Origin of the sequence: Pseudonocardia acidicola (assembly GCF_012911935.1) — a bacterium.
Taxonomy (GTDB): domain Bacteria; phylum Actinomycetota; class Actinomycetes; order Mycobacteriales; family Pseudonocardiaceae; genus Pseudonocardia; species Pseudonocardia acidicola.
Genome location: NZ_JAAXLA010000040.1, coordinates 36,144 through 61,068, shown reverse-complemented (window position 1 = coordinate 61,068; position 24,925 = coordinate 36,144). Strand labels below are relative to the sequence as shown.

15 protein-coding genes are annotated in these 24,925 nt (G+C 75.4%); all 15 read right to left on the bottom strand.

Features of this window, described 5'->3' with window-relative positions:
* A partial coding sequence (locus HF526_RS20645; protein ID WP_211177549.1) for a WXG100-like domain-containing protein occupies positions 1–3,549 on the bottom strand: 3,549 nt, incomplete at its 3' end.
* A complete protein-coding gene (locus HF526_RS20640; RefSeq protein WP_169383176.1) occupies positions 3,546–4,148 on the bottom strand; it encodes a WXG100 family type VII secretion target in 603 nt (200 codons plus the stop codon). The genes HF526_RS20645 and HF526_RS20640, both read right to left, overlap by 4 nt.
* Before the next feature lie 14 nt (positions 4,149–4,162).
* Positions 4,163–4,600, bottom strand: coding sequence for a YbaB/EbfC family nucleoid-associated protein (locus HF526_RS20635; RefSeq protein WP_169383175.1), 438 nt, complete (start codon positions 4,598–4,600; stop codon positions 4,163–4,165).
* 111 nt (positions 4,601–4,711) lie between these two features.
* A complete protein-coding gene (locus HF526_RS20630; protein ID WP_169383174.1) occupies positions 4,712–7,696 on the bottom strand; it encodes a WXG100 family type VII secretion target in 2,985 nt (994 codons plus the stop codon).
* A 63-nt stretch (positions 7,697–7,759) separates the two neighbouring features.
* Positions 7,760–8,299: a hypothetical protein gene (locus HF526_RS20625; RefSeq protein WP_169383173.1), complete on the bottom strand. Its 540-nt coding sequence runs from the start codon at positions 8,297–8,299 to the stop codon at positions 7,760–7,762.
* A 24-nt stretch (positions 8,300–8,323) separates the two neighbouring features.
* Positions 8,324–8,614 (bottom strand): WXG100 family type VII secretion target, encoded by a 291-nt coding sequence (locus tag HF526_RS20620; RefSeq protein ID WP_169383172.1) that lies wholly within the window; start codon positions 8,612–8,614, stop codon positions 8,324–8,326.
* 32 nt (positions 8,615–8,646) lie between these two features.
* Positions 8,647–8,991 carry a WXG100 family type VII secretion target gene (locus HF526_RS20615; protein ID WP_169383190.1) on the bottom strand — a complete coding sequence of 115 codons (345 nt, stop codon included), beginning with the start codon at positions 8,989–8,991 and terminating at the stop codon, positions 8,647–8,649.
* Between the two features lie 184 nt (positions 8,992–9,175).
* Complete coding sequence (locus tag HF526_RS20610) at positions 9,176–12,334, bottom strand: right-handed parallel beta-helix repeat-containing protein (RefSeq protein ID WP_211177548.1); 3,159 nt, start codon at positions 12,332–12,334, stop codon at positions 9,176–9,178.
* Complete coding sequence (locus HF526_RS20605) at positions 12,331–14,895, bottom strand: hypothetical protein (protein WP_169383171.1); 2,565 nt, start codon at positions 14,893–14,895, stop codon at positions 12,331–12,333. The genes HF526_RS20610 and HF526_RS20605 overlap by 4 nt, the downstream gene beginning before the upstream one ends.
* Before the next feature lies 1 nt (position 14,896).
* Positions 14,897–16,240: a type VII secretion protein EccB gene (gene eccB / locus HF526_RS20600; protein WP_169383170.1), complete on the bottom strand. Its 1,344-nt coding sequence runs from the start codon at positions 16,238–16,240 to the stop codon at positions 14,897–14,899.
* Between the two features lie 5 nt (positions 16,241–16,245).
* Positions 16,246–17,715 (bottom strand): type VII secretion integral membrane protein EccD, encoded by a 1,470-nt coding sequence (gene eccD, locus HF526_RS20595; RefSeq protein ID WP_169383169.1) that lies wholly within the window; start codon positions 17,713–17,715, stop codon positions 16,246–16,248.
* Complete coding sequence (gene eccCa, locus HF526_RS20590) at positions 17,712–21,734, bottom strand: type VII secretion protein EccCa (protein ID WP_169383168.1); 4,023 nt, start codon at positions 21,732–21,734, stop codon at positions 17,712–17,714. Before eccCa ends, eccD begins: the two co-directional genes overlap by 4 nt.
* Before the next feature lie 154 nt (positions 21,735–21,888).
* On the bottom strand, positions 21,889–22,098 hold the full coding sequence (locus HF526_RS20585) for a hypothetical protein (protein WP_169383167.1): 210 nt from the start codon (positions 22,096–22,098) through the stop codon (positions 21,889–21,891).
* Positions 22,099–22,245: 147 nt separating this feature from the next.
* The gene (locus tag HF526_RS20580; protein WP_169383166.1) at positions 22,246–24,069 is read right to left on the bottom strand and encodes a BTAD domain-containing putative transcriptional regulator; all 1,824 of its coding nucleotides are present in this window, start codon (positions 24,067–24,069) and stop codon (positions 22,246–22,248) included.
* Between the two features lie 77 nt (positions 24,070–24,146).
* Positions 24,147–24,779, bottom strand: a complete 633-nt coding sequence (locus HF526_RS20575; RefSeq protein WP_169383165.1) for a LuxR C-terminal-related transcriptional regulator — start codon at positions 24,777–24,779, stop codon at positions 24,147–24,149.
* Positions 24,780–24,925: the final 146 nt, after the last annotated feature.

Genomic DNA, 24,925 nt, shown 5'->3' with positions numbered 1-24,925 from the left:
CGACCCGCCCCCGTGCGGCCGCACCGGCGGCAGAGGCGGCGGAGGTGCTCCCGACCCGCCCGCGTGCGGCCGCACCGGCGGCAGAGGCGGCGGGGGTGCGGTGGCCCCGGCCGGTGTCGTCGGCGGAGCGGCCGGATGGTTCGTACCACTGGTGGTCCCGACCGCCGACAGTTCCTGTTGCACCAGGGACACGTCGATCGGGCGCACGGTGACGTTGGTGGGGGCGCCCCGCTCGGCAAGGGCCATTGCGATGATCTGCTTCTGCTCGTCGGCGGACGCTCGGCGCAGTGCGTCCTGTTTCTCGTGGGCGATCTCGCGCAGGAGTTCGTTGCGGTACTCGAAGGCGATGAACCCGTGCCGGCGCAGGTCGTCGCGCCAGAGCAGCCGGCGCCAGGTGTTGCGGATCTTCCCGGCCTCGTCGCCGCCGAGCTCGCCCAGCCGATGTGCGCCACCGAAGTAGGCCCGCTCGATGGTGGTCCGGTCGATGCCGTGCTGGTTCAGGGCGTCCATGATCCGCCCGGACCACAGGGTCGGACCGCGGCCCGTGCCGACCCAGTACCCCGTACGGATCTCGGTGTTCGGGAAGAGCTCGGTGGAAATCTCCGCGGCCAGGCGATCGGTGATGCCCTCGTCGAGGCTCTGCTCGGTCTCCGCCTGCCCGTGCTCGTCGAGCACGTTGTCGTGTCGGTGGTTCTGGAATCCGGCGTGGTCGTGGGAGAAGAAGTGCAGCGCCTCGTGCACGAGCGTGTAGCGGATCTTGTGGGTGTCGGGCTGGAGCGAGGTCCCGTCGTGGACGTAGAACTCCTCGTGCCGGGTGTTGACCAGGATCACGGGCTTGCCGTCGACGACGGTGGTCTTCGCCATGGCCCCCCGGTAGTCCTCGCCCGCGAGGCGCACCATGTCGTCCTGCGAGGACGGGCGGAACTCCAGACGCATCGGGGCGGCACCGGACTGATCCACATGCTGGTTCCGCAGATCGTTGAGCTTCTGCTCGAGCCGCGTCCGGTCCTCGGGGGGCAGGACCTGGTCCGGCGTCCACTCCGGGGCATGCGACGGCACGTCCGGGGCGTGCTGCGGATCCGCGAGGTTCCGGTACGGCGGCGGCGGGGATGGATCCGGGCCCGGCGAGCGGGCGGATCCGCTCGGCCTCGATGGCCCCGGAGCGTGGGAACCCTGGGCGCCGGTGGTCGTCACCGGAGTCGGCCCGCCCGGGTGCGGCGGGGTCGCGTTGAGAGTCGTCGGCCCGTCCGCCGACACCGTGGTCGACGGCCGGCCGGACGGCTCCCCGGCGAGAGCGGTGCCGCCGGGGCCTTCGGACGAGGGACGGGGGTCGCCGGACGAGCCGGGGCTCGGCCGCGGGGACTGCGCCGGGCCCGGAACCTCCGGCGCCCGCGATCCCGACGCGTGCGGTGCAGGCGAAGAGCCTGGTGCTGCCGGAACCGGGGAGCTCGAACTGTGCGGCGACGGTTCGGCGACACCCGCCGGGGACGACGGGGCCTTCTCCCCCGAGGAGACCGGCGAGGGCCCCGACGGGACGCGCGATGGCTCCGAGGTGCCTGCGGAGGGACGCTCCGCGCGCACGGTGGACGGCGACGACTCCGGCGCATGCGCAACCGGCACCGCCGACGACGACTCCGGCGCGTGGGCGACGGGCACAGTCGACGGGTTCGCTGTGGGTGCCGCCACGGCGTGCGGGCCCGAGTTCGGCGGCGGTCCCGATGCCTGCGGTGTCTGCGACTGCGGCGCCGTCTCCGAGTGCGGCTCCAGCGGTTGGAGCACCGGGCCCGGCGCTGTGCCCGGGACCCCTGACCGGGCCGGCGGTGCCGCGTCCAGAGCCGGTGCCCTGTCCTGGGGCGGTGCGGTGTGTGCGCCTGCGCTGCCCGCCGGGGGGGCCTCCGCCGGCTTCGGGCCATCCACCGGCACCTGCGCACTCGAAGGTGCCGCGAGGTCGGGTCGCCCGCCGGGAGTTCCGTGCGGTTGTCCGGTCCCCGGCGACGGATCGGAGGCCGCGGTACCAGTGGGGGGTGGCGTCGTGTGCGGTGCGGGGGCCCCGCCCGACCCCGTCTCCGCCGGCGGCGCGGCCCCCGCCGACGGGTGTGGAGTTCCGTTGGCGGGCACCTGCTCTTCCGCCGGACCGGCCCCGGCCGGCGCATGTGCGCGCTCCCCTGCAGCCGGCGGGTGCACCGGCCCGGGCCCGGTCGCCGGCGCCCGAGATCCAGCTCCGGCCGACGCCTCGGTCCCGGGCTGTCCTGTTCCGGTTCCGGCGTGGTTGCCGTCGAGCCCCGGAAGGCCGGTCGGCGGCGGGGTCGACAGCGTCACGCCGGGCTGCGCGTGCGGCCCGCCCGTGACGTCCCCGGCACTCCCGGTCGCGCCGGCCGATCCGGCGCCGGTCCCCGCTGCGTGGCTGGGCGGGCCCACCACCGTCGCCCCGCCGGCCGGCCGATCCGCGCTCCCGGTGCTGTGAACCGGCAAGGGCTCCGAGTCCGTCGGCGTCCCGACCTCGTGGGGCGTCGGGACCTCCGTCGTCCCGCTCCCCGCGACCGGGGGTACTGCCGCGGACGAGCCGACATCGTGCGGAGCCCCTACGTCGAGAGGACCACCGCCCGCGCCCTCCCCGGGTGGGCCGGTCGGCCCGCGGGTGCCGGCCCCGTCGATGCCTCGTGTGGGATCGCTGATCTGGGGGACGTCGATGTGGGTGTCCCCGGATCCAGCGTGCCCCCCGTGCCCGCGGCGGCCCCCGCCCCCGACGAGCCCGGCGAATGCGCTCGACGCCGCGGCCAGCCCGGCGCCCTGGTTGTCGCCGTAGATCGCGTTGCTGGCCAAGGTGGTCCCGACCGCGGACACGACCGCGTTGGCGGCCTGGCCGCCCATCCCCTCGCTGAGCTCACGGCCGATCTTGCTGCCGAGCGCCGACAGGGCCGAGCTGCCGAGGCCGGCGAGCCCGCCGCCGATGGCTCCCGTCACGGCGGCGCCGACCGTGTTGCCGATGCTCCACGACGTCCGGTCGCCCTTGAGGAACTGCAGCGTCTGGATCGCGACGTCGAGGCCGACCTGGGTCACCACCTCGTACAGCACGTGCATGAGCAGCCGGCGCAGGATCATTTGCACGGTCAGCCGGGCGGCGGCGATGAGCGGCCCGATGAGCAACTCCGACGCGCCGAAGGTCCATGGCGCCATGGCGAGACACCAGGCGATCTCGGCGGCCAGCATGACCATCTGTCCGATGATCATGTACTTGGCGTACTCGACCTGTGTCGCCGTGTCGAAGGCCAGCGTGCCGATCTTGTCGGCCGAGTCGACGAACGCCGGGAGCTGCGCCCGTAGAGTGGTGGCGAAGTCCGCGAACTGGTCGGCGGCGGGTCCCTGAACGCTGCCGAGCACCGACCGCACCAGCGGCTCGACCTCGTCGAGCAGCCCGGACAGCTCGCTGGCGGTGTCGTGCCACACCGCGGACAGCTCACGCAGCTTGTCCTCGTCGCCCTTCGGCCAGTCCTGGCCGGCCGTGAGCTTGACCAGCCAGTCCAGCTCGGGTGGGATCTGGAGGCTCACGGTGTCGTCGGCGGGGAGGGCTCCTCACCAACCATGTGCCTCGCACGCACCGACCCGTCGTACGTGCCCGACCCCGGCTCCGTGGCACGCTCCCGCTCGACCCCCTCGGCCGGCATCACACGCCGCTGCTCCGCCAGCCGCAGCGTGGCAGGCTCCCCCACAACGGCACGCTCCCGCTCGACCTCCTCGGCCGGCATCACACGCCGCTGCTCCGCCAGCCGCGGCGCGGCAGGCTCCGACGGGACCCCGTAGTACCTGCCCGGCCCCGACTGCGTCGCGGGCTCGCCCGCGATCCTCCGGGCAAGCTTCACGGCCTGCTCCTCGGTGTGCGCGTAGTCCCGGCTCATCGTCTCCAGCCGGTCGGCGACGGTGCCGAGCACCTCGCCCAGCGACGGCACGCCGACGAGCATCTGATTGCGCGGCTGGATGTACTGCTGCTCGAACCCGCGGCCCGTGGAGTCGTCGCCCCAGCAGGGGCCGAGCGCGTCGAGCCGCCGCTGGAGGCTGTGCCCGATCGCGTTGAGCCGGTCCCCCAGGTCCCGCAGGCCACCGACCGGGGCCGCCACACCATCGCTGTCGACACGCACGCTGTCGCTCATCAAGGTCTCCCGGCTCACTCGCCGCCGCGGTGGGCGTCGGTACGCCCGCGTTCGACGTACCGGCGGACGGCCTCCGGGAGCCGCGGGTCGGCGGGCAGCAGGTCGGCGAAGTCCGCCGACCCGCCGAACACCGCCGCCGCGTCGAACCCGTCCGGCATCCCCGGTGCGACCAGCTCGCGCACCTGCACGGACATCTGCCGGCGCGCCTCGGCCACTGTGGCGACGATGATCGCGGCGAGCTCCGCGGGAGGCAGCTGCCGGTAGCTGGTGGTCGGGAACTCCAGTCCGATCAGCTCGCCCTGCCCGCCGACGGTCGCGGTGACGGTGCGGCGGGGCGCCGTGGCGGAGGCGGTGAGCTCCCGCATCCGCTGTGCGGTGCGGGACAGCTCCGCCACCTGGTCGCGGTACTCGCCGAGCAGCCGCTCGATGTCCTTGTCGTACGGCGACGTCACCTGCTCACCCCTTCGATCCGGCCGGCCCGAGTGAACCGGGCGTTCGCGCGTGAGGACAGTGAACGGGACCGGCAGTGGCCGACCGGACCTCCGATGCTGCCCGTTTCGTCCTCACCCCAGCACCCCGGGCACCGTGCTGGCCGGCCCGTCCCACGACGCCGAGGCGCGTCGGAGCAGGTCGGCGGCCGTGCGTTCGCGCGCTTGCTCCTCTTCCTCCTCGCCGGCCTTCTCCGGGGTCTCGTTCTCGGCCTGCGGTTCGGGCTCGGCGAAGGAGCTCCGCAGTTCGACCGCCGGCTCGGGAGCCGGGCGACCCTCCCCGGGGCGCAGCGGCCGCCAGGTGGTGAAGCCGGCTTCGCCCGCCGGTTCGGCCGCTGCAGCGGGGGCAGCCGGAGTGGTTTCGTCGCCCGGGATCTCGGCCGGCGACCGGGGTCCGCGATTCGACGCCGCTGCGACGACGGCCGAGAGCAGGCCCAGGCCTGCGCCGGCGGGGATCTCCCACGCGGCCGCGTCGTCCACGTCGGAGCGGTCGGCACCGGTCGCTGCGGCCGGTGCCGGAGTCGATCCGGCCGTCGGCTGCTCGCGACGGCGTTCCCGTCCGGAGCCGCCGGCCCGCAACGGCGCGGTCGAGGCGAGCGCGGCGGCTGCAGCGACGGCGGTACCGGCCATACCGGTGAGTTCGGCCCCGTCGGGGTTGGCTCCTACAGCCGGTTCAGCGCCGGCGGGATCGTCGATCCACGGTGTCCGGCTCGCCGCGAGCAACCCCGATGCGTCCGAGCGTTCGTCGCGCTCGGCGCCTGCCGCGGGTGCCCCGGCCCCCATCGGGGGCACCATGGGCATACCGGCCCCGGCCGTCGCGGTCTGCGGTGTCCCGGCGGCCTCCCAGGCCGCAGACGGTCCGGCCACCGGCGACCCGGTGGACACGTCGGCCACGGTCGGTACGGCACCGGGGCCGGTCGTGTCACCCATACCCGGGAGCCCGGCCACTGCCGGCACACCACCGGCCCCAGCCGTATCACCCACACCCGGCAGCCCCGCCACCGGCGGCATACCACCGGAACCCACGGTGTCCAGCGCGCCCGGGAATCCAGCCACCTCGGGCACACCACCCGCGGCCGACGGACGGCCTGCCGGGGCGGCCGCCGGAGCGCCGTCGAGCTCTGCGAAACCGGGCAGCCGGCCGAGCCCCTCGAGACCGGTAAGCGCCGCACCGCCGGGGCCGGGAGCGGCACCGGAGGTTCCGTCGATCACGCCGGTTCCGGCCAGGTCGTCGGCCGCGCCGGGGAACGGCGTGGCGCGGAGCAGCCCACTCGCGTCGGACCGTTCCCCCGCGCCGGACGGTGTGCCGGTGCCGCCCATGCCCCCCATCGGTGGCATCATCGGCATCCCGCCCGCGCCGGCAGCCCCGCCGCCGACGCCGGTACCACCGGGAAAGCCCGCCACCCCCGGCGCCGCTCCGCCCAGCCCCTGGTCCAGGCCCGCGGGGAGCCCGCCGACACCGGTACCACCGGGAAAGCCCGCCACGCCCGGCATGGCTCCGCCCGAGCCCGCGGGGAGTCCCCCGCCACCGGAACCACCTCCGACACCGGTGCCGCCCGGGAATGCGGCCAGCCCCGGAACAGCACCGCCGTGATCCTGCCCCAGGCCCGCGGGCGCATCCACAGCCGCCGAACCGGGCAGACCGCCCGTTCCACCGCCGACACCGGTACCGCCGGGGAAGGAAGCCACACCTGGGACGGCCCCGCCCTGGCCCAGGCCCGCGGGCGCATCCACGCCGTTCGCCGAACCCGGCAGACCAGCCGCGCCACCTGCACCGTCACCGACGCCCGTGCTGCCGGGGAACTGCGCCACGCCGGGAGCGGAACCGCTTCCGGGCGCACCCGTGCCGTCGCCGACGCTGGTGTCGCCGAAGGGCGTGACGTTCGGCAGCGAGGCGCCCTGCCGTGAAGAACCGCTGCCGGTACCGGACCCACCAGCGGCGCCGGGCAGCAGCGGGATGCCGGCCACCGGGCCGAGCCCTGCCCCGGTGCCGTCGCCGGAGCCGACACCGGTACCACCGGGGAAGCTCGTCAGGCCCGGCATCCCACCGCCGGACCCGGTTCCTCCGCCCCCGACGTCCGTGCCTCCCGGGAAGCCGGAGAGACCGCCTCCCCCGGCACCACCACCGGTACCCAGCCCGCCCGGGAACCCGGACAGACCGCCCGTCCCGGCGCCACCACCGGGCCCCGCTCCCGTGTCCAGCCCGGCCGGGAATCCCTGCAGCGGCGCCGACGTCGGCATCACGCCGGCGGGCATCTGCTGTTGGTCGGGGAGGTGTTGTTGGTCGGGGAGGGCCGAGGGTGGCGGTTGCGACGCATAGGGATCGACAGGCGGAGCGGGATAGGGAGGGTAGGTCACGTCGGGGGGAGGCGGCAGGCTCGCGCCGCCGGAGCCATCTCCGCCCATTCCGGGCGGGGCGAACGTCGGCTGCACGATGGAGTTCACCGTCATCGAGTAGTTCTGGGCGAGGCTCGCGAGCACCGCCCTCATGTCCCGGGTCATGGCGTCCACGACCGCCTGGTCCGTGTGGACCATGACCAGACCGTTCTGCACCGGCGCACCCCGGGCGATGGCCTGCTGCGCGTACCAGTTGTCGATCGCGATGATCTTGTTGATCGCCGTCTGCAGCTGGTTGCCGTTGGCGATGACCTGGGGTGGGACCGCTTCCATGCCTGAGTCGCCACCGCTGAGGACGTCGGCGGTCGCCTTGATGCTCTGCGAGACCTGAACCATGCTGTCGTGGAAGGCGGTGGCGGCGGGACCGGTCCAGGGCGCGCCGTCTCCGCCGGCGAGCGCGTCAGCCTGGTCGGCGACGCTCTTCGCGACCGCCTGCAGGGTCTCCTGGACGAGCAGCAGCCGGTTCCCGGCGTCGTACAGGGACTGTGGGTCGGAGACGGACGTGTCCTGGTAGTCCGCGGTGCCGCCGACACCGGTGATGGCGGCCATGATCTGCTTCCAGGACCAGTTGCTCCAGTCCCCGTCCTTGGTCCGGGTACCGGAGTCGATCCCGACGCCGCCGTTCTGGTCCGTGAAACCCGGCTGCTGGGAGTCCGTCGCCATGTTTCCTCCCCGGTTCGTGCGAGGTCCCGGAGGCGGGACGTGCCGCCTCCGGGACCCGGACGATCAGGTGCCGAGCTTTCCGCCGGCCGTGGTGATGGAGGTGATGTCGCCCGCGAGATCGGGCATGGCCTTGGTCACCGCGTCGGCCGACATCGTGTTGGCCTCCTCGGTGGTCTCGTAGTCGGCTGCCATCTTGTTGACACCGTTCTTGACGTCGGTGAGCGTCTCGATCACCCGGTCCAGCACGGTGCGGTAGCTGCTCTGCAGTCCGTTCGGCCCCACCAGATGGTCGTGAATGTCGTAGGCCTGGGCGAACCCACCGGCCTGGACCTTCATGCCCGCCAGTGTCGTCTTGGCGTCCTTGAGCGGCTGGATCAGCTGGTCGATGTTGCTCGCGAACAGCTTGAGCGACGGTGTGTCCACAGAGGTCGCCCCCGATCCGCCACTGCCGTGCCCCCCGGGAACCGGGGGCGGCGACGGCGCGGTCGCGGTCGCCGGGCCGTGGTCCGCCCCGTGGGATCCGTCGTCCTTCCAGTCAGTGATGGCCGGTTTCGGCGGCTCCGGCGGTGGCGCGATGGTGCCGTCCAGGGTGCCGTAGGTCATGTCCGCTCCTCCCCGTGGACCGGGTCAGCGCGCCCAGCGGCTGACGCCGCGGCTCTCGGTCCCGGTGTACTGCTCGTGGATCTGCCCCAGGGAGACCCCCGAGTTCTGCACCGTCTGCTGGATGGCGTTGTGGGCGTTCATGTACTGCTGCTGCACGGCGTCGAAGGCATTCTTCGTGTCACCCTGGAGCTCGGCGGTCCCCGCGGTGACCTGGTTGCGGAGGTTGTCACCGATCTCGAGGATCTGGGTGGCGATGCGCTGCAGCTGGCTCTGCGCGTCCTGCATCGTCGGGAACTGGACGGAGTAGCTGACCATCTGTCGAATCTCCTGGTTCCTCGGGTCGGGGTCTACAGGCCGGGCAGCCCGGTCGGGGCGGCGCTCGCGACGGTGTGCCCCAGCGCCACGGCCTGCTGATGGGTCTGGCCGTGGGTGGCGGCGAAGTCGGCCTCGGTGCTCCGCATGAGCTGCTCCATCGCGTCGAGCGCCGACATCAAGCGCTGTCCCTGCGCGCCGAGCTCGTCCAGGGCGGAATTGAACGCCGTCGCGGCCTGGCCCTGCCAGCCTGCAGCCAGCGTGTGCCCCTGGCTGATCAGGGCCTGGATCTGGGCCCGGCCTGCCTGGACCGCCTCGGCCTGGCTCGCCGCGGTCCGATTCAGACCGGCCAGGTCGACGGCGGAGATGCTGCTCGCCATCGGTACTCCTCGTGTCTCGAGAACTCGGACGGCACGCCCACCGGCGTACCGGGGCGACCCGATCGGGCCGACACCCTCATGATCAGCGGCCGGGTGTCGGCACGGAGCCGGATCGCGGGAAGGGTTGCCCGACCCGACCCGGATTTCTGCCCGTCCGGCAGACGGCGCCGCCGCGGGCTTTCCGTCATGCCGGCACCAGTCCGCCGTCGCGGGCCTCCGGCGCCGGGGGCCGGCCGATCTGCACGACGCGCCGGACGTCCTCGGCGGCGACACCCGGAGCACCCGCGGCGGCGGCGATGCGGTCGGCGAGCCGGTGCGCCGCCCGGACCGGCAGGGCCTCGCCGGCGAGGGCCTCCGCCAGTACGGGACGCACGCCGTCCTCCGCGGCCAGACCGTGGCGCGCCAGCCTGCGCACCGTGAGCTCGGCCAGCTCGGCCGGCAGGTACTCGGTGAACCGCAGGTGTTCGGCGAACCCCCCGGCCAGGCCGTCGCGGCCGCCGAGCAGCTCGCCGATCGACGACGCCGGACCGCACACGACCACCACCGTGTCCGGTCGGGCGCGTAGCGCTGCCCGCACGGCCGCTGTGACGCGGGCACGCTCGGGCTCCGGCCGGTCGCCGTACCGGCCGTCGAGGTCGACGAGCAGGACCCCACCCTCGGCGTCGGCCACCGCCGCGGCGACCGCGGCCACCGCCTGCTCCGCCCACCGGGCCGGCACCTGAGCGAGCGCCAGCGGCACCAGCACCCCGGACGGCAGCAGCCCCAGCTCCGCCAGCGCCCGCGCGAACAGCGCCGCGACCGCGCGCCGACCGCTCCCCGCGGGACCGTCGAACACCAGGTTCGCCAGCCCGGCCACCGACTGACCGCGGCGGTGCAGGGCGAGCAGCCCGGACAGCCTCGCGAGCAGGGCCTGCCGCACCGGGTCCTGCCCGACGAGCGCGGCCAGCTGGCGCGCGGCGGGCGCGGGCGGGACGCCGCCGGCGCCCGCTCCGTCGTCGCGGGCCTCGTCCCGGCCGTCATCACCCTCGGCGCGGGGCACGTCGGCCGGGAGGAGGCGGCTCAGCTCGGCGTCGCCCCCGGACGCGGAGGACGCCAGCCGCGTCGCCTGGGAGGCGATCATCGTCTCGAACACCTTGCGGGCGACCCGGCCGTTGCCGAACGTGGCGCCCTTCGGGGTGTGTGTGAAGAAGCGGGTGAGCGCGGCCAGCACCTCGTCGTCGAGCTCGTAGTAGTGCTTGGCCGCCATGCCCCGCACGATCGTGACCAGCTCGGCCACGCTGTAGTTGGGGAACTCCACGGTCTTGGTGAACCGCGACGCGACGCCCGGGTTGGACGCGAGGAACTGGTCCATCTGCGCGGAGTAGCCGGCGACGATGACGACGATGTCGTCGCGGTGGTCCTCCATCAGCTTCATGAGGGTGTCCACCGCCTCCTGCCCGAAGTCCGGGCCGGTACCGCCGGACTGGCTGGTCAGGGTGTAGGCCTCGTCGATGAACAGGACCCCGCCGAGCGCCCGGGTGAACACCTCGGTGGTCTTGATCGCGGTGCCGCCGATGATCTGCGCGACCAGGTCGGCCCGGGACACCTCGACCATGTGTCCCTGCCGCAGGATGCCCAGCTCGGCCAGCACCGCCCCGTAGAGCCGGGCGACGGTGGTCTTACCGGTGCCCGGGGGCCCCGCGAAGACCAGGTGCCGGCTCAGCGACGGCATCGGCAGGCCCATCTGCTCGCGCCGGCGCGCCATCCGGTTGAGGTCGATGAGGCCCTTGACGTCCTGTTTGACGCTCACCAGGCCCACCAGCGCGTCCAGCTCCGCCAGCGGCCCCGTGTCGTGCCCGACCGGCGGCCCGTCGGGCGTCTCCTCCGGTGCGGGCCGGGTCTCGTCTGCCTGGCGGCCGCCGGAGCGGGCGGGCGGGTCGTCGGCGTTGTCGAACAGTTCGCAGCCGTCCAGCTGCACCTCGGCGCCGTCCTGTACGGCGACGGCCGGGCCGCCGCTGCGGTGCACCCGGGTACTCGCGGCGCGGAGGACCCCGCCGGCGTGGACCCGCACGCCGGGCCCCGGCGCATCGACGATCTCGCTGCCGGTCAGCGTGAGCTCCGCCCCGGCCCTCACCTCGGCACCACAGGCCTGCAGCACCACGGCGGTCCCCGAGACCCGGGCCCCGCTCTCCACCAGCACGCCGGCGCCGTCGCGCACCACCACGTCGTCGAGCGTGGCGCCGGCCTCGTCGCCGGCGGCGAGGGCCGGGCCGTCCGGTACCGCACACACCGCGTGCGCGAGCACCAGCCGGGCCCGGGCCCCCGCCACGGCGAACCCGGCCGAGTCCGCCACGTCGACGCCGTCACACCGCGCCTGGGCCTCGTCGGTCACCCGCACGGCCGCCTCGCCGGCCCCGCGCACCCGCAACCGGTGCAACTCCGGGCGCGACGATCCGTCGGCGAGCACGCCGACGGGGCTGCCGCTGACCCGGCAGTCGACGAGCGTCGGCCGCGCGGTGCCCGTCACCTGGACGGCCTGGCGGGCCGCGGACATCGCGCAGTCCCGCAGCTCGGGAGCACCCGCGCCGGTCACGTGCACGGACTGCGCCCCGGCGCCGGTGAAGCCGCAGCCTTCGAACGTCACCGGCCCGGACCCGGTGAGGTAGACGTCGAGCGTCGCGCTGGCGGTGACCTCCACCGCCCGGAACCGGGCCTGTGCCTCCTGCTCGACCACGATCGCCGGCTTGCGGCTGCCCCGGACCGTGGTCTCCTCGACCGTGCCGACGCTGCGGCCGTTGAGGCACAGGCCGTTGCCCTGCGGATCGTCGATCTCGCAGCCGCGGACCGTCAGCCGGCCGAGCTCGCCGGCGACGACGGCGGTCGAGGCGATCCGGGGGAACGCGCAGCCCTCCAGTGAGCCCGCGGCCTCGGAGGTGACCACCACACCGGCGCCGCTGCCGTTGTGGATCCGGCAGTTGCGGGCCGCGAGCGCACCGGATCCGCGGGCCAGCAGCGCGGTCCAGCCGGCGCCGTCGACCCGGCAGCCGTCGAGCGCGGCCTCGCCGCCGTACACGTCCACAGTGGGCAGATCGGGGTCCGCGCCGGAGATGTCCAGATCGGACAGCGTCACGGCACCCGCGGCGACGCTCACCGTGCTGCCGGCGTCGCTGTGCACCTGCACGCTGCCCGGCCCCTCCGCTGCGACCACGGTCACCAGCCGGGTGATCACGAGCTGTTCGGTGTAGCGGCCCGGCGCGACGGTGACCACGGCACCGTCCGGGGCCGCGGCCAGCGCGGCCGCGATCGACCGATGGGTGCCGGTCTCGGCGCCGTCCGCCCGGACACGCAGCATCTCCCGGCTCATCGCTCTCCCTCGCTACGCTCGATCGGCGCTGCAGCCGGCACCAGCACGCCCGGTGCCCCGGCCGGTCCGGGCACGGCGTCGGCCGGGGCGCTGCCGGGTGCGGGCCACTGCTCGGCCGCCCGGTCGAGCCCCGCCTCCGCGATGTCGTCGAACGGGGACCGGTCCGGTGCGCCGGTGTCCTCCCCCGCCGGCAGCTCACGCAGCAGCACGACGGGCGCGGCGCCGTCGCGGACCGCCAGCACCCGGAAGGCGGTCCCCGGCGCGAAGACCACCCGGTCCGGGACCCGGTCATCGAGCAGGGGTGTTCGCCGGGCGCTGCTCGACCAGATGCGTACCTCGAGGTCGCCGGGCCGGGACGGCCGGCCGCCCCGCCGGGCGGCGAGGAACGCCCACTCGGTGACCACGGGGTGGCGGCGGTACAGGTCGGCGAGGCCTGCCGCGCCGGGCACGACGACCTGCGTCGCGCCCCGGTAGGAGGGCAGCCGCGAGAGCCCCGCGGCCGCGCACCGGCCCAGCGGCACGTGCGGGCCGGGCCGGGCCGCCCGGATCACATCGGCCAGCGCCTCGTCATCACGGCGCAGGTAGAGCCGCAGGGCGACCAGGTCGACCAGCACGTCGGCGGCATCGGCACCCGCCCGCAGCCCGGGGACCCGCGACAGCAGGGCCGAGACGGCGCCGGCGTCCGCGTCGTACTCGGCGGCGAAGCTGCGGCGCAGCCACGCCCGTTCGCGCGCGATGCCCTCGGCCGGCGGGCACACGCAGGCGGCCGGGCCCGGGGTGGGCTGCAGCGCCTGGATCGGGTTCGGGATGGGCTGCAGGCCCGGGGCCGGGTCCGGAGCAACCGGCGTCGCGGCCGGCTCCACCGCGGGCACGGGGGCTGCGGCCTCCTCGCCGGCGCGGCGGGCCGGGGAGGCAGGCGTGACTATCGGATACACCGGTGCCGGACGCGGCGGCGCGCTCGCCACGGCGGGGCCGCCGGGCGGGACGGGCCCGCTCGCTGCGGCCACCGCCGCCACAGTCGGCGGAGCGGTGGCCGGGCCGCTCGCCGCGAGATCGGGTTCGGCCGTCTCCAGCCGCAAGCCGTCCGGGCGGGCGGCGGGGCCCGGGGCGGGCCGCGGGGACGGCCGGGGCGCCCGCCCGCTCGCGGTGGCGGCACCGATGACCGGCGCGGCGGCGTCGGTGCCCGACGCCGCGGTGCCCGCGCTCGGCGCGGCCGTGCTGTCGGCGCCCGGCGCCGCGGCGGGACCGGGGCTCGGCGCGGCAGGAACCGTCGCCCGCTCCTGCCCCACCGCCAGGATCCGGCTGTGGCGCCGGGCGGACGGCTCCAGCTTGCCGACGGTGTCGACCGCCACCCGGTGCATCCGCCGGGCGACCTCGGGGCTCCCGGCCTCGTAGACCACGGACAGGCGGTCCGCGCGGAGCGGGGCCGAGCGCACGGCGTCGGCGTCCGCCGGGTCCTCCGGCGGACGCACCCACAGCCCGGCCGTCACGACCTCCAGCACCGTGTCGGGGGCGACCGCGTAGCGGCCCGGCGCGATCTCCGGCACGTCCGGCACGGGACGCCGGTGCGCGACGAGACGGGGCGGCGCACCGGCCGCACCCGGGGAGAAGCGGAGCTGTCCCGCGTACGGGTGCCAGCCCGGGCGGCCGTCCGGCAGGACGGCACGCGGTAGCGGCCCGTCCGCCCCGACGATGTCGGGCGCCGACAACGACGGCAGTCCGGTGTAGAAGGTGACCGGTTCGCCGAGCAGGTCGGCGAGCGCCTGCCCGGTCGACGTGCCGGGCGCGCAGGCGACGGGTCCGAACTCGACGAACCGGGCCGCGGCCCGGGTCGCCGGTGGGAGGTCGCCCCAGACGGTGGCCATGTCGGCCAGGGACAGCGGCGGGGCACCCGGGCAGCCGAGCACCACGGTGAGCACCTCGTGCTGCACCACCAGCGCGGTCACCAGGGCGTTGCGGTGGCGGGCGTGCCCGGGGTCCGGATGCACCCGCCGGACCCACACCCCGCCGGGCAGGGGCTCGACGACCGAGGAACCGGCCGGCGCCGTCGTGTTCACCGGCAGCGGGTCCCACGCCGGACGTGGGAAGCGGTGCGACTCAGGCTGCGGGGCCGCACCGGGGCGGAACCGCACCCATCCGGAGCCGGTCGCCGCGGGCACGAACAACCCGGCATCGCCGACCGGGACGACCGCGCCGTCGTGGGTGATCACGGTGCGGCCCAACCGGTCCGCCAGCCACTGGGCGGCCCGGGTCGTGGCGCCCGCCGGGCCGTTCCCGGTGAAGACGAGGCGGAATCCCCCGGGGCGGGGCCCGAGCAGCCGGGCCGTCGCGCTCCAGGCCGCCGGGGAGGCGCCCGGGGCGAGGTCGAGCACGACCACGGTGTGCTCCGGGTCGGCCGCCACCCCACCCGCCAGCCGCTGCGCGTACGGGTCGACCGGTCCGGGCCGGTGCAGCAGCAGGGCCCGGCCCACCTCGGTGCAGACCAGCCGCGCGTCGTCGGCCGGGCGGCTGCGCAGCACGCCCGCGTGGGATCGTCCGGGGCGCGGTACAGCGCTCGTCATCTCACTGCCCTCCCTGCGCGGTCAGGATCGCGGGACCGGTGGGGAGCGCCGGGCCGGTCGGCAGGGCCGCGAGCACGGCGGCGGGCAGCCAGGCGGGCGCCGCTCCCGGCACCAGCGCCCGCGCACCCGCCGCCGACACCGGAAACCGTTCGCCCTGGTCGGTGATCAGATACAGCCGCGGCTGCCCACCCGGGCCCGGCTTGGGCAGCGCAGCGGCGAGCATTCCGGTGCCGGGGACCACGCGGGCCCCGTCCTCCCGCGGGCCGGCGGGGAGCGGCTCGGTGGCGACGGTGCCCGGCGCGATGTCGCCGTCGCGCGAGACCTGGTGCACGCACACCGCGTCGGTGCCCGGCCGGAACGTTCCCGCGCCGGCCAGGTCCGGCAGATCGGTCAACAGCGACCGGTCCGCTGATGCCGGCACCGCGGCGGCGTCTGCCGGCATGATCTCCCGGGACGGCGCCGTCCCCGGCCGCGCGGCCAGCAGCGCCGCCGCGGTCGGACTCAGCGCGGCCAGCCCGTCGGTGCGGAGCAGGTAGCTCTGCCGCGTGCCGGCCACGGTCACGTCGAAGACCTGGCCCACCCTCGCCGCGGCGCCGCCGATGGCCGGGCCCGGCGAGCCGGCACCCGGGACGTCCGGCGGGGCCAGCCGGGGGCCGTGGGCGAGCGCGGCGAGCCACGGGTCCGGGACGACGACGGGGGCGACGTCGCCGAGGCCGAGCGCGGCGAGCACGGCCGGCGACGCGACGGGGTACTCGGTGCCGCGCCACACCACATGGGTGGTCCCGTCCGCCCCTGCCACGACCAGCCGCTGGTCGCCCGGCAACGGGGTGCTCGACGGGGCCGGCCCCAGCCCCACGCTCATCCGCGGGTCGGTCCGGCCGGGGACCGCGCACAGCGACCACTCGGCCGGAAGCATCGTCTGCGGTACCGAGTCCGGCGCCCCGGGGATGCCGACGGCAGGCCCGTGCGGCACCCCGGCGAGGGAGGCCTGCGACACCGAGCGGAACACCGGCGCGCCGCCGCCGCCACCGAAGTAGAGCATTGCCGAGGCGGTGTTCAGCGTCGGGCGCAGTACGCCGTCGATGTAGAGGTAGCGGTTGCCCGTCTCCTTCTCCACCACGATGGTGCGCGGCGCCTGCCAGGTCGTGTTGCCGCCCGGGCTGATGAGGCCGTAGACGAAGGCACCGGCGCAGCCCAGGACCGCGAGCATCGCACCGATCGCCGAGCCCATTCCCGAGCGCCGCAGCGGGCTCTCCGCGGCGAGGGCGTCCCCGGCGACCAGCGCGGAGGACAGCCGGGCGGTGGAGAACTGGTAGGCCTGGACGTGGTCCTTGCGACTCTGCACGACGCTCAGCCGTTCAGGGCCCGGAAGAAGGCGTAGACGCCGAGCACCTGCAGCAGCACCGGCACGAGCGCCAGCGCCGTCCACAGCTCGGCGATGTCCGCGGCCTGCCCCCAGACCGGCAGCAGCCGCCGTCCGGGGAGCCGCCAGGCGGCCACGAGCGCCCCGGCCGCGGCCAGCAGGACGACGGCCAGCAGCACGGCCGTCCCGTCGACCCCGGCGTCGCGGGCCAGGCCGGTGGCCATGACCGCGGTGGCCAGCGCCGCCGCCCAGACCAGCGCCCCGCGCTGGACGACGGTCTGCAGGATCCGCCCGCGCAGCACGGCCGCGGCCGCCAGGACGAGCGGCAGCACCCGGTCCGCCCAGCCCGGACCGGCCTGCAGCGCGACCGCCGTGGCGACCGCGAGCACCGCGGAACACACGCACAGCACCGACAGCAGCGCGTCGGCGCGGGCGGTGCGCGCCGCGACCACCGACCCGGACTCCGGATCGATGTCCTCCTGCAGTTCGGCCGCGGTGCGCGGCAGCTGCGGCACGCGGAGCCGGGCGAGCCGCACCGCGATCCGCGGTCCGACCGCCCCGGCGAGGAACACCACGACGGTGACCACGGCCAGTGCGCGGGCACCGTCGCACCCGGACCAGACGGCGAGCCCGGCCGTGGCCAGCACGCTCACCGCCACCGCGATCACCGAGCCCAGCGCCACGGTCGCGGCCCGCCACCCGGCCAGCAGCACGGTCGCGGCCACCCCGGCACCCAGCGCGGCCAGCACCGTCCCGGTCGCGCCGGGATGCCACGCCCCGGCCGGACCACCGGGAACGCACAGCCCCGCCCCCGCCGCGACGGCGGTCCCGCCGAACCCGGCGACCAGCCCCGGGCCGCGCTGTCCGGCCCGCCGGACGAGCAGAACGGCGCCGAGTATCAGCGCGACCGCGACGACGGCACCGGTCGGGGCCACCGCCCACCCCGGGAGACCGGCGACGGCGACGGCGACAGCAGCCGGCAGCGCCGCGCCGCCCAGGCCCAGCAGCAGCCGCCGGGTGGCGGCCGGCGTCCAGCGGTGCGTCGTCGATTCGACCGACGCGGCGACCCCGACCGGCAGGTCGTCGTAGCGCAGCTCCGGGATCGGGTCGTCGGCCGGTCGCAGGTGGAGCAGCTCGCCGTCCAGCAGGTCGAGGGCCTCGAACGGGACGTCCTGGTCGAACTCGGTGTCGCCGAGCCGCTGCAGCACCCAGCCCCCGGGCGCCTCCGGGCCGGGGGTGTTCGCCTCGGCCAGCCGCCGGACCAGCAGCGGCAGCAGCGATCCGGGGGTCGTGGAGACGGGGACAGCGAGGTCCGCACGGCCGGCCGGGCCCACCACGGTCAGCCGGCACAGGTCGGCACCGGCGGCGGACGGGGCCGGCACGGTGCCGTTCGAGGCGCCGTTGCGGGCGGCGCCGTCCGGGGCGGCACCGTTCCGGTTCGGGGCGGCGGTCGTCACGACTGGACTCCTGTCACGGACGAATTCGAGGCGACCGGGTTCGGGTCGGCCGGGGCGGGCTCCGCGGTCGCGTCGACGGTCTGCACGAGCCGCACGGAGCGCCGGGTGACGAGCTGCGCCCGCCCGGCGGGCAGCGTGCGGGGCGCGGCCTCGCCGAGGAACTTGCCCTCCTCCTTGGGGTAGGAGAAGAGGACACCGGGAGCGCCGAGCTCCCACATCCGGCGCAGCAGCGGGTCCATCATCGCCCGCATCGCCCCGGAGGTGCTGCGCGCGACCACCAGGTGCATCCCGATGGTCGTGCCGTGCGCGAGCAGCGGGATCAGCGGCTCCAGCGGCCCGCCCATCCCGACGCCGGAGGCCATCAGGTCGTAGTCGTCGACGAGCAGGAACAACCGCGGGCCGTGCCACCAGTCGCGCCGCGCCAGCTGCTCGGGCGGGACGTCGGAGCCGGGCAGCCGCTTGGTCATCGACACCGCGGCGTTGGCGGCCAGGTCGGACAGCGTGTCGCCGCCGACCGCGTAGCCGATCCGGTACTGCTCGGGCACCGCGGAGTGCAGTTCACGGCGGCCGTCGGCCATCAGGATCCGGGCCTGCGCCGGGGTGTAGCGCGCGACGATCGCCTGGGCCAGCGCGCGCAGCAGGTTCGTCTTCCCGGTCTCGGCGTCGCCGAGCACGAGCAGGTGCGGGGTGGCCGCGAAGTCGTGCCAGACGGGTGCCAGCCGCTTCTCGTCCAGGCCCAGGCAGACCGCCAGGTCGCCGCCCGCACCGACGGTGGGCTCCGGCACGGCGCCGACGGGCAGCTGCGCCGGCAGCATCCGCACCTCCGGGGCGCGGCGGCCGGTCCAGTAGGTCGCCACCTCCTCGGCCGCGAGCTTCGTGGCGGTCATCAGGTCCTCGGTGGCCGAGGACCCGTCGACCCGGGGCAGGCCGGCCAGGAAGTGGTACTTGGTCGCGGTGAGCCCGCGGCCCGGCTGGTGCGGGACCAGCGCCGCGGTCCGGGCGCCCAGCTCGGACTCCACCGGGTCGCCCAGGCGCAGCTCCAGCTTGGTGCCGAGCAGGTCGCGGGTGGACGGCCGGATCTCCGACCACCGGGTCGCGGCCACCACCACGTGCACGCCGAAGCCCAGCCCGCGCGCGGCCAGCTCGGTGACCCGCGGCTCGAGGTCCTCGAAGTCCTTGCGCAGCGTCTGCCAGCCGTCGATCACCAGGAACACGTCGCCGAACGGGTCCGCGGGCAGGTCCGCGCGGGGCGCCCGCGCGCGGTAGGCGGCCACCGAGTCGACGCCGTGCGTGGCGAACGTCTGCTCCCGCCACTCCAGCAGCTGTGCCAGCTCCTCGATGGTGCGCAACACGCGGTCGCGCTCGAGACGGGTGGCGACCGATCCGACGTGCGGCAGCCCGGCCACGGACATCAGGCCGCCGCCGGCCAGGTCGAGGCAGTAGAACTGCACTTCCTCCGGGGTGTGGGTCAGCGCCAGCGACAGGATCAGCGTGCGCAACAGCGTGGACTTGCCCGCCTGCGGGGCCCCGACGACGCCGACGTGGCCGTCCGCCCCGGACAGGTCGGCCACCAGCAGCTCGCGGGACTGCTCGAACGGCCGGTCCACCAGGCCGATCGGGACCCGCAGGCTGCGAACGGCGGGATGACCGGAAGCGGTCATCCCGCGCCGCGGGTCCGGGACCAGCCCGGGCAGCAGGTGGTCCAGGCTGGGCGACTCGGCCAGCGGCGGCAGCCAGACCTGGCGCGCGGCCGGCCCGGCGCCGGCGAGCCGGCCGATGAGCACGTCGAGCAGGCTCTCCTCGCCGTCACCCGCGGACTCCCCCGCCGGCCGGCCGGCGGCGACCGGCTCCTCGGCGACGTCACGGCGGATGCGGCCGGGTGCGAGCCCGAACGCGGCGACCTCGGTGGCCGCGGGAACCGCCGAGCCGGCACCGCCGCGGACCTCGGGGCACGGGCCGGAGACGTAGGCGGCCTTGAACCGCACCAGATTATCCGTGTCGATCTTGAGGTAGCCGTTGCCGGGGACGGACGGGAGCTCGTAGGCGCTCGACACACCGATCACGCTGCGCGACTCCATCGACGAGAAGGTGCGCAGGGCGATGCGGTAGGACAGGTGGCCCTCGACCCGGTGGATGCGGCCCTCGTCGAGCCGCTGGGAGGCCAGCAGCAGGTGCACCCCGAGGCTGCGCCCCAGCCGTCCGATCTGGACGAACAGGTCCATGAACTCCGGCTTGGCCGCCAGCAGCTCGGAGAACTCGTCGACCACCACCAGCAGCGTCGGCAGCGGCGGCAGCGCCGCGCCGCCGGCCCGGGCCTTCTCGTAGTCGTACAGCGAGGAGTACCCGGCCGCGCGCAACAGCTCCTGGCGCCGGATCAGCTCGCCGTTGATCGAGTCCTGCATCCGGTCCACCAGCGGCAGCTCGTCCACCAGGTTGGTGATCACCGCCGAGGTGTGCGGCAGCCGTTCGGTGCCGAGGAAGGTCGCGCCGCCCTTGAAGTCGACGAGGACCATGTTGAGGACCTCGGACGAGTGCGTCGCGGCCAGGCCGATCACCAAGGTGCGCAGCAGCTCGCTCTTGCCCGAGCCGGTGGCGCCGATGAGCACGCCGTGCGGGCCCATGCCGCCCTGGGCGGCCTCCTTGAGGTCGAGCTCGATGACCTCACCGTCCCCGGTGACGCCGATCGGCACCTGCAGCCGGGCGCGCTGCGCGGTCCGCGGCCGCCACGTGGCCGCGACGTCGAACGTGCGCGGGTCACGGATGCCGAGCAGCTCGGTGAGCTCGAGGTCGGTCTCCAGCGGCTTGCTCGACAGCTCGACCGTGCCGCTGGTCCGCAACGGCGCGAGGACGCGGGCGAGCCGCTCGGCGGGACCCGTGCCCAGCCCGTCCACGACCGCGTGGCCGACGGCGTCCCCGGACGGGAACTCGATCTCGTCCCCGGTCACGGTGAGCCGCAGGACCGTCTCCCCGCCGCGCAGCGCCCCGGTCAGGTCGAGCAGCACCGCGTTGCGCAGGCCGGCGCCGCGCAGCCGGGACCGCTCCGGCACCTCCACGCCGTGCGCGAGGATCACCGTGAAGGGCTCGTTGGGTGCGGACGACGCGTCGGGATCGTGGTCGGGGCGGTCCAGCAGGTCCGGACCGAGCAGGTCGAGCAGCTCGTCGTGGTCGCCCGCCACCATCCGTACCGGGCCGGCATCGTCGACGGCGTCGCCGTGCGCGAGGTGCGGCAGCCACTTGCACCAGTCCCACGCCGCGCGCTGCTCCGGACCGACGAGCAGCGCCAGCCGCAGCTCGTCCGGGGAGTGCAGAACCGCCAGCTGCGCGATCATGGCGCGGAGCAGCGCCGCCGCGGCGGGCGCCTCGCCGGCGAACTCGACGATGGTGAACCGGCGCAGGTTCACCGCCACCGGGAGTCCGGGCACCGTCGAGAAGGCCCGGGTGAACCGGCGCAGCGCGATCGCGCACAGCGGTTCCAGGTCCTCCACCGGGCGGGTCTGCGGTGGCGCGAGCTCCAACGCGGCCCGCTGGTCGCCGCAGCCGATGCGGACGCGGGCGAAGTCGTCGTGTCCGGCGCGCCGCTCCCAGAGGCGAGGCCCCTGGGCGAACCACCACAGCGCGTCCGGTTCCGGGTGGTCCCATCGGACCGCGGCCCGCTGCTCCTCCGCGGCCCCGCGCACCTGCCCGCGGAGCTGGTCGAGGTAGCGCAGGTAGTCGCGGCGCTCGGCGCGCATCCTGCGGCGGCGCTCCATGCCGGGGCGGACGATCTGCACGGCGCTCATCGACATCATCGACAGCGCCATCATCCCGGTGATCAGGTAGAGCGAGGGCGATCCGTTACCCAGGGAGAACACCAGCACCATCGCGCCCGTGCCGAGGACCATCGGCAGGTAGGACAGCGCCGAGGTGAAGTCCAGCCCCGCCGGCTCACCGAGCACCGGTGGCTCCGCCAGTTCCAGGTGTCCCGCCGGCATGTCGGGGCCCGACGTCCGGGGACCCCGTTTGACGACGACGGTGCTCATACTGCCTTCCTTGCCATTGCAGCCGGGGAGCCGACGGGCCCCTCCGGCGCACCGTAGGAGCGCGACACACCGGCGGGCGACGGGCCGCGCGTGGTGCTGCCCGCCCGGACCGCCTGCCGTACCCGAAGGGGCATGGCGCAGCTCACTCGGGGCTTTACGCCTCCGTCGGCGCCGGGCGATCGGCCAGGCACGGGACCCCGTGCAGGGCCGTGAGCAGCCCGTCGATCCGGCTGAGCAGGTTCTCCCGCGCCGCCTGCGCACCGGGCCCCTCGTCCGGGGCAGTTTCGAGCAGGTCGGCGCGAACGCCGGTCAGCATGGCCGCGGTGCTGCTGGCCAGGACTTCCGCGGCGCGATCGGTTGACATCACGACTGCCCCCAGTGGTCCGTTCTCGCGGTTGTGGTCGTCGGTGCGGTTCCGGCGACGATGCAGTGGCCGCGCCGCCGGGGGCCAGCAGCCGGGAGCGTCGTTGCCCGCGCCGCCCGCCCGGACTGCCCTCCCGGACAGGCCGGATCAGCCCGCCTCCCGGCCTTCGCACTCCGCCGTCGGGCAGCCCATGACGTTCGGGCCGCCGGGGAATGCGCGGACGGGCCACGGCCGCACCCCGGACCGGCTCGCCAGGGCCACGCCGTACTCACGCAGCAGCGGATGGAACCGGTAGCGGCCGGGCCGTGGGGAGTCGACCACGTTGCGGTCCACCAACTCCTCCAGGCAGCGGATGGCCTGCCGGCTGCTCACCGCACCGGTCGCGACGACCTCGGCCCGGGAGAACTCCCGCTCCCCCAGCAGCGCCGCGACGCAGAGCACGGTCCTGGCCGTCGCATCCAGCGGGGCGAACGCGTGCCCCACCACCGGCTCCAGGGCGAGGTCGATCAGCCAGTCGGGGTCGGCGGCCTCCTGCTCCAGCAGGTCCTGGTAGTAGTCGGTGAGCAACCAGTCGGGCCGGGGTCCCAGGTGCTGCGCGTGCCTGACCAGCATCGCGGCCAGCCCGCCCACCCGGCGGACCAGCTCGCGGACGACGGTGGGCTCGCGTTCGAGGCGCTCGTCCCCGAGCCCGGCGGCCAGCAGGGCCCACGACTCGTCCTCGGTCAGCGGCCGGACCTCGGCCCGGAGCAGGTCGGTCAACCGTCGCAGCCGGTTGGACCCCACGATCAGCACGGTCGTCCCGCGCCGCACCGGTCCGCGCAGTGCGTCCACGACGCGGTCGGGCGCGACGCCCAGCCGTGCGGCGAGGACCGACTCGTCGTGCACGCCGTCGACGACCAGCAGCGCGCAGGCCGGCGGCGGGCCGGGCGGCCCGCTCCGCTCCGACAGCACCCGGACCCCACCCGGGAACCGCTGCGCCACCCGGTCGACGGCGGCGAGCGCGACCGCGGTGGTCCCGACGCCGACGACACCGTGCACCAGGACCGGTCGCGAGGCGCCCGGAGTGAGCGCCGCGGCCACCTGCTCCACCACCTCGTCGCGCCCGACGAGCCACGGCGCCGGGCCCGGGTATGACGGCCAGTTCGGCGCGGGGTCGGCGGCCGGAACCACCGGCAGGCCGGCCGCCGGGGTGGCCTCCTCCGCGAGGATCTGCCGCTGCCGCCGGCGCAGCTCCGGTCCCGGCTCGATTCCGAGATCGGTGACGAGCCGGGACCGCAGCTCGGTGTAGACGGCCAGTGCCTCGCCGCGCCTGCCCTGCTGCTGCAGGACGCGCATGCGCAGCGAATACAGCCGCTCCCGGTGCGGGTGGTCCTGCAGCAGCCGCATCAGCTCGACGGTGGGAACCGCATCCGAATCGCGCTCGAGTTCGATCTCGACCAGTTCCTCGAACGCGGTCAGCCGCTCCTCCAGCAGCGCCACCCGGTGCAGCTCCGCCGTCGGACCGGGCAGCCCGGTGAGGGCGACGCCGTCCCAGTGCTCGAGGGCGGTACGCAGCAGCGTCGCGGCGCGCTCGTCCCACCCCTGCGCGCGGGCGGCACGGGCCGCGGCGACCCGGTGGCGGAAGAGGAACAGGTCGACCTCGATCCCCACGACGTCGAGCAGGTAGCCCCGGCCCACCGAGCGCAGTACGCGGCTCTCCTGCCGGGCCGCGCGACCCGGTTCGAGGACACGGCGCAGTACGGAGATGTGCACCTGCACCGCGGCCTGCGGCCGGGCGGGCGGGTCGGCTCCCCAGATCCCGTCGACGAGGGCGTCCGGGGTGATCACGCGCCCGGCGTCGAGGAGCAGCGCGGCAAGAACCGCCCGGCGCTGCGGCGGTCCCAGCCGGATCGGTTCGTCGCGGTACCAGGCCTGTACCGGGCCGGCGAGCGCGAACCGCAACGGCAGGGCCGCGTCGTGCTGATGATCCACTCCTGTGGTCTAGCAGCCGGCGGCGAATTCCGTGGCGGGACGCAGATGAATGTCAGTGGAACGCGCCCGGGCGTGCGTCACAGCGCTCCGCAGCGGATGCCGAAGGCGACGGCGTGCGACCGGTTGCGCAGGTTGAGCCGCGTCATCATGCCGTGGATGACGTTCTTGATCGTGCGCTCGGAGTAGTTGAGCCGGTCGGCGATCTCGACGGTGTCCATCCCGTCGGCGAGCAGCCGGAGCACCTCGACCTCGCGGTCCTGCAGGCCACCGAGGGTCAGTCCGTTCGGCGCCAGCACGTCACGCTGGACGGACCGCACCTGCTCCACGAGCCGGTGCAGCACGCCACCGGGCATCTCCGCCTGGCCGGCGCCGACGCCGAGCACGGCGCCCAGCACGCGCTCCGGGGACGCGTCGCGCCGCCGCAGCACGCTGACCAGGCCGTAGTCGATGGCACGGAACAGCAACTGCTCCGGCATCGCGTCGGCGACGAGGACGATGCGCATCCGCGCACTGCGGCTGTCCGCCGCGCTGGCGCCCATCAGGTCCACGGTCTTCTCGTCGGCCCGCGGGGTGACGAGCAGCAGCACGTCGGCCTCGGGACGCCGGACGGCGGGGAGCAGCTCCACGTCGGCGCGGCCGCGCAGGACGGCTGCGGCACCGTCACCGCTCAGGGGGTCATCGGCGAGCACCGACACTCGCAGGGGCCTCACGGTTCTCCTCCACGATCGTTCGTGCTCGGAACATGTTGCGCTCCCGGACTTGTCGATCTCTTGGCGACGGAGCACCGGTGCTCCAAGACCGCGGCAACCCGCCGTCCAGGACCAGCCCCCACCGGGGCGCTCACCGTGGCCAATAC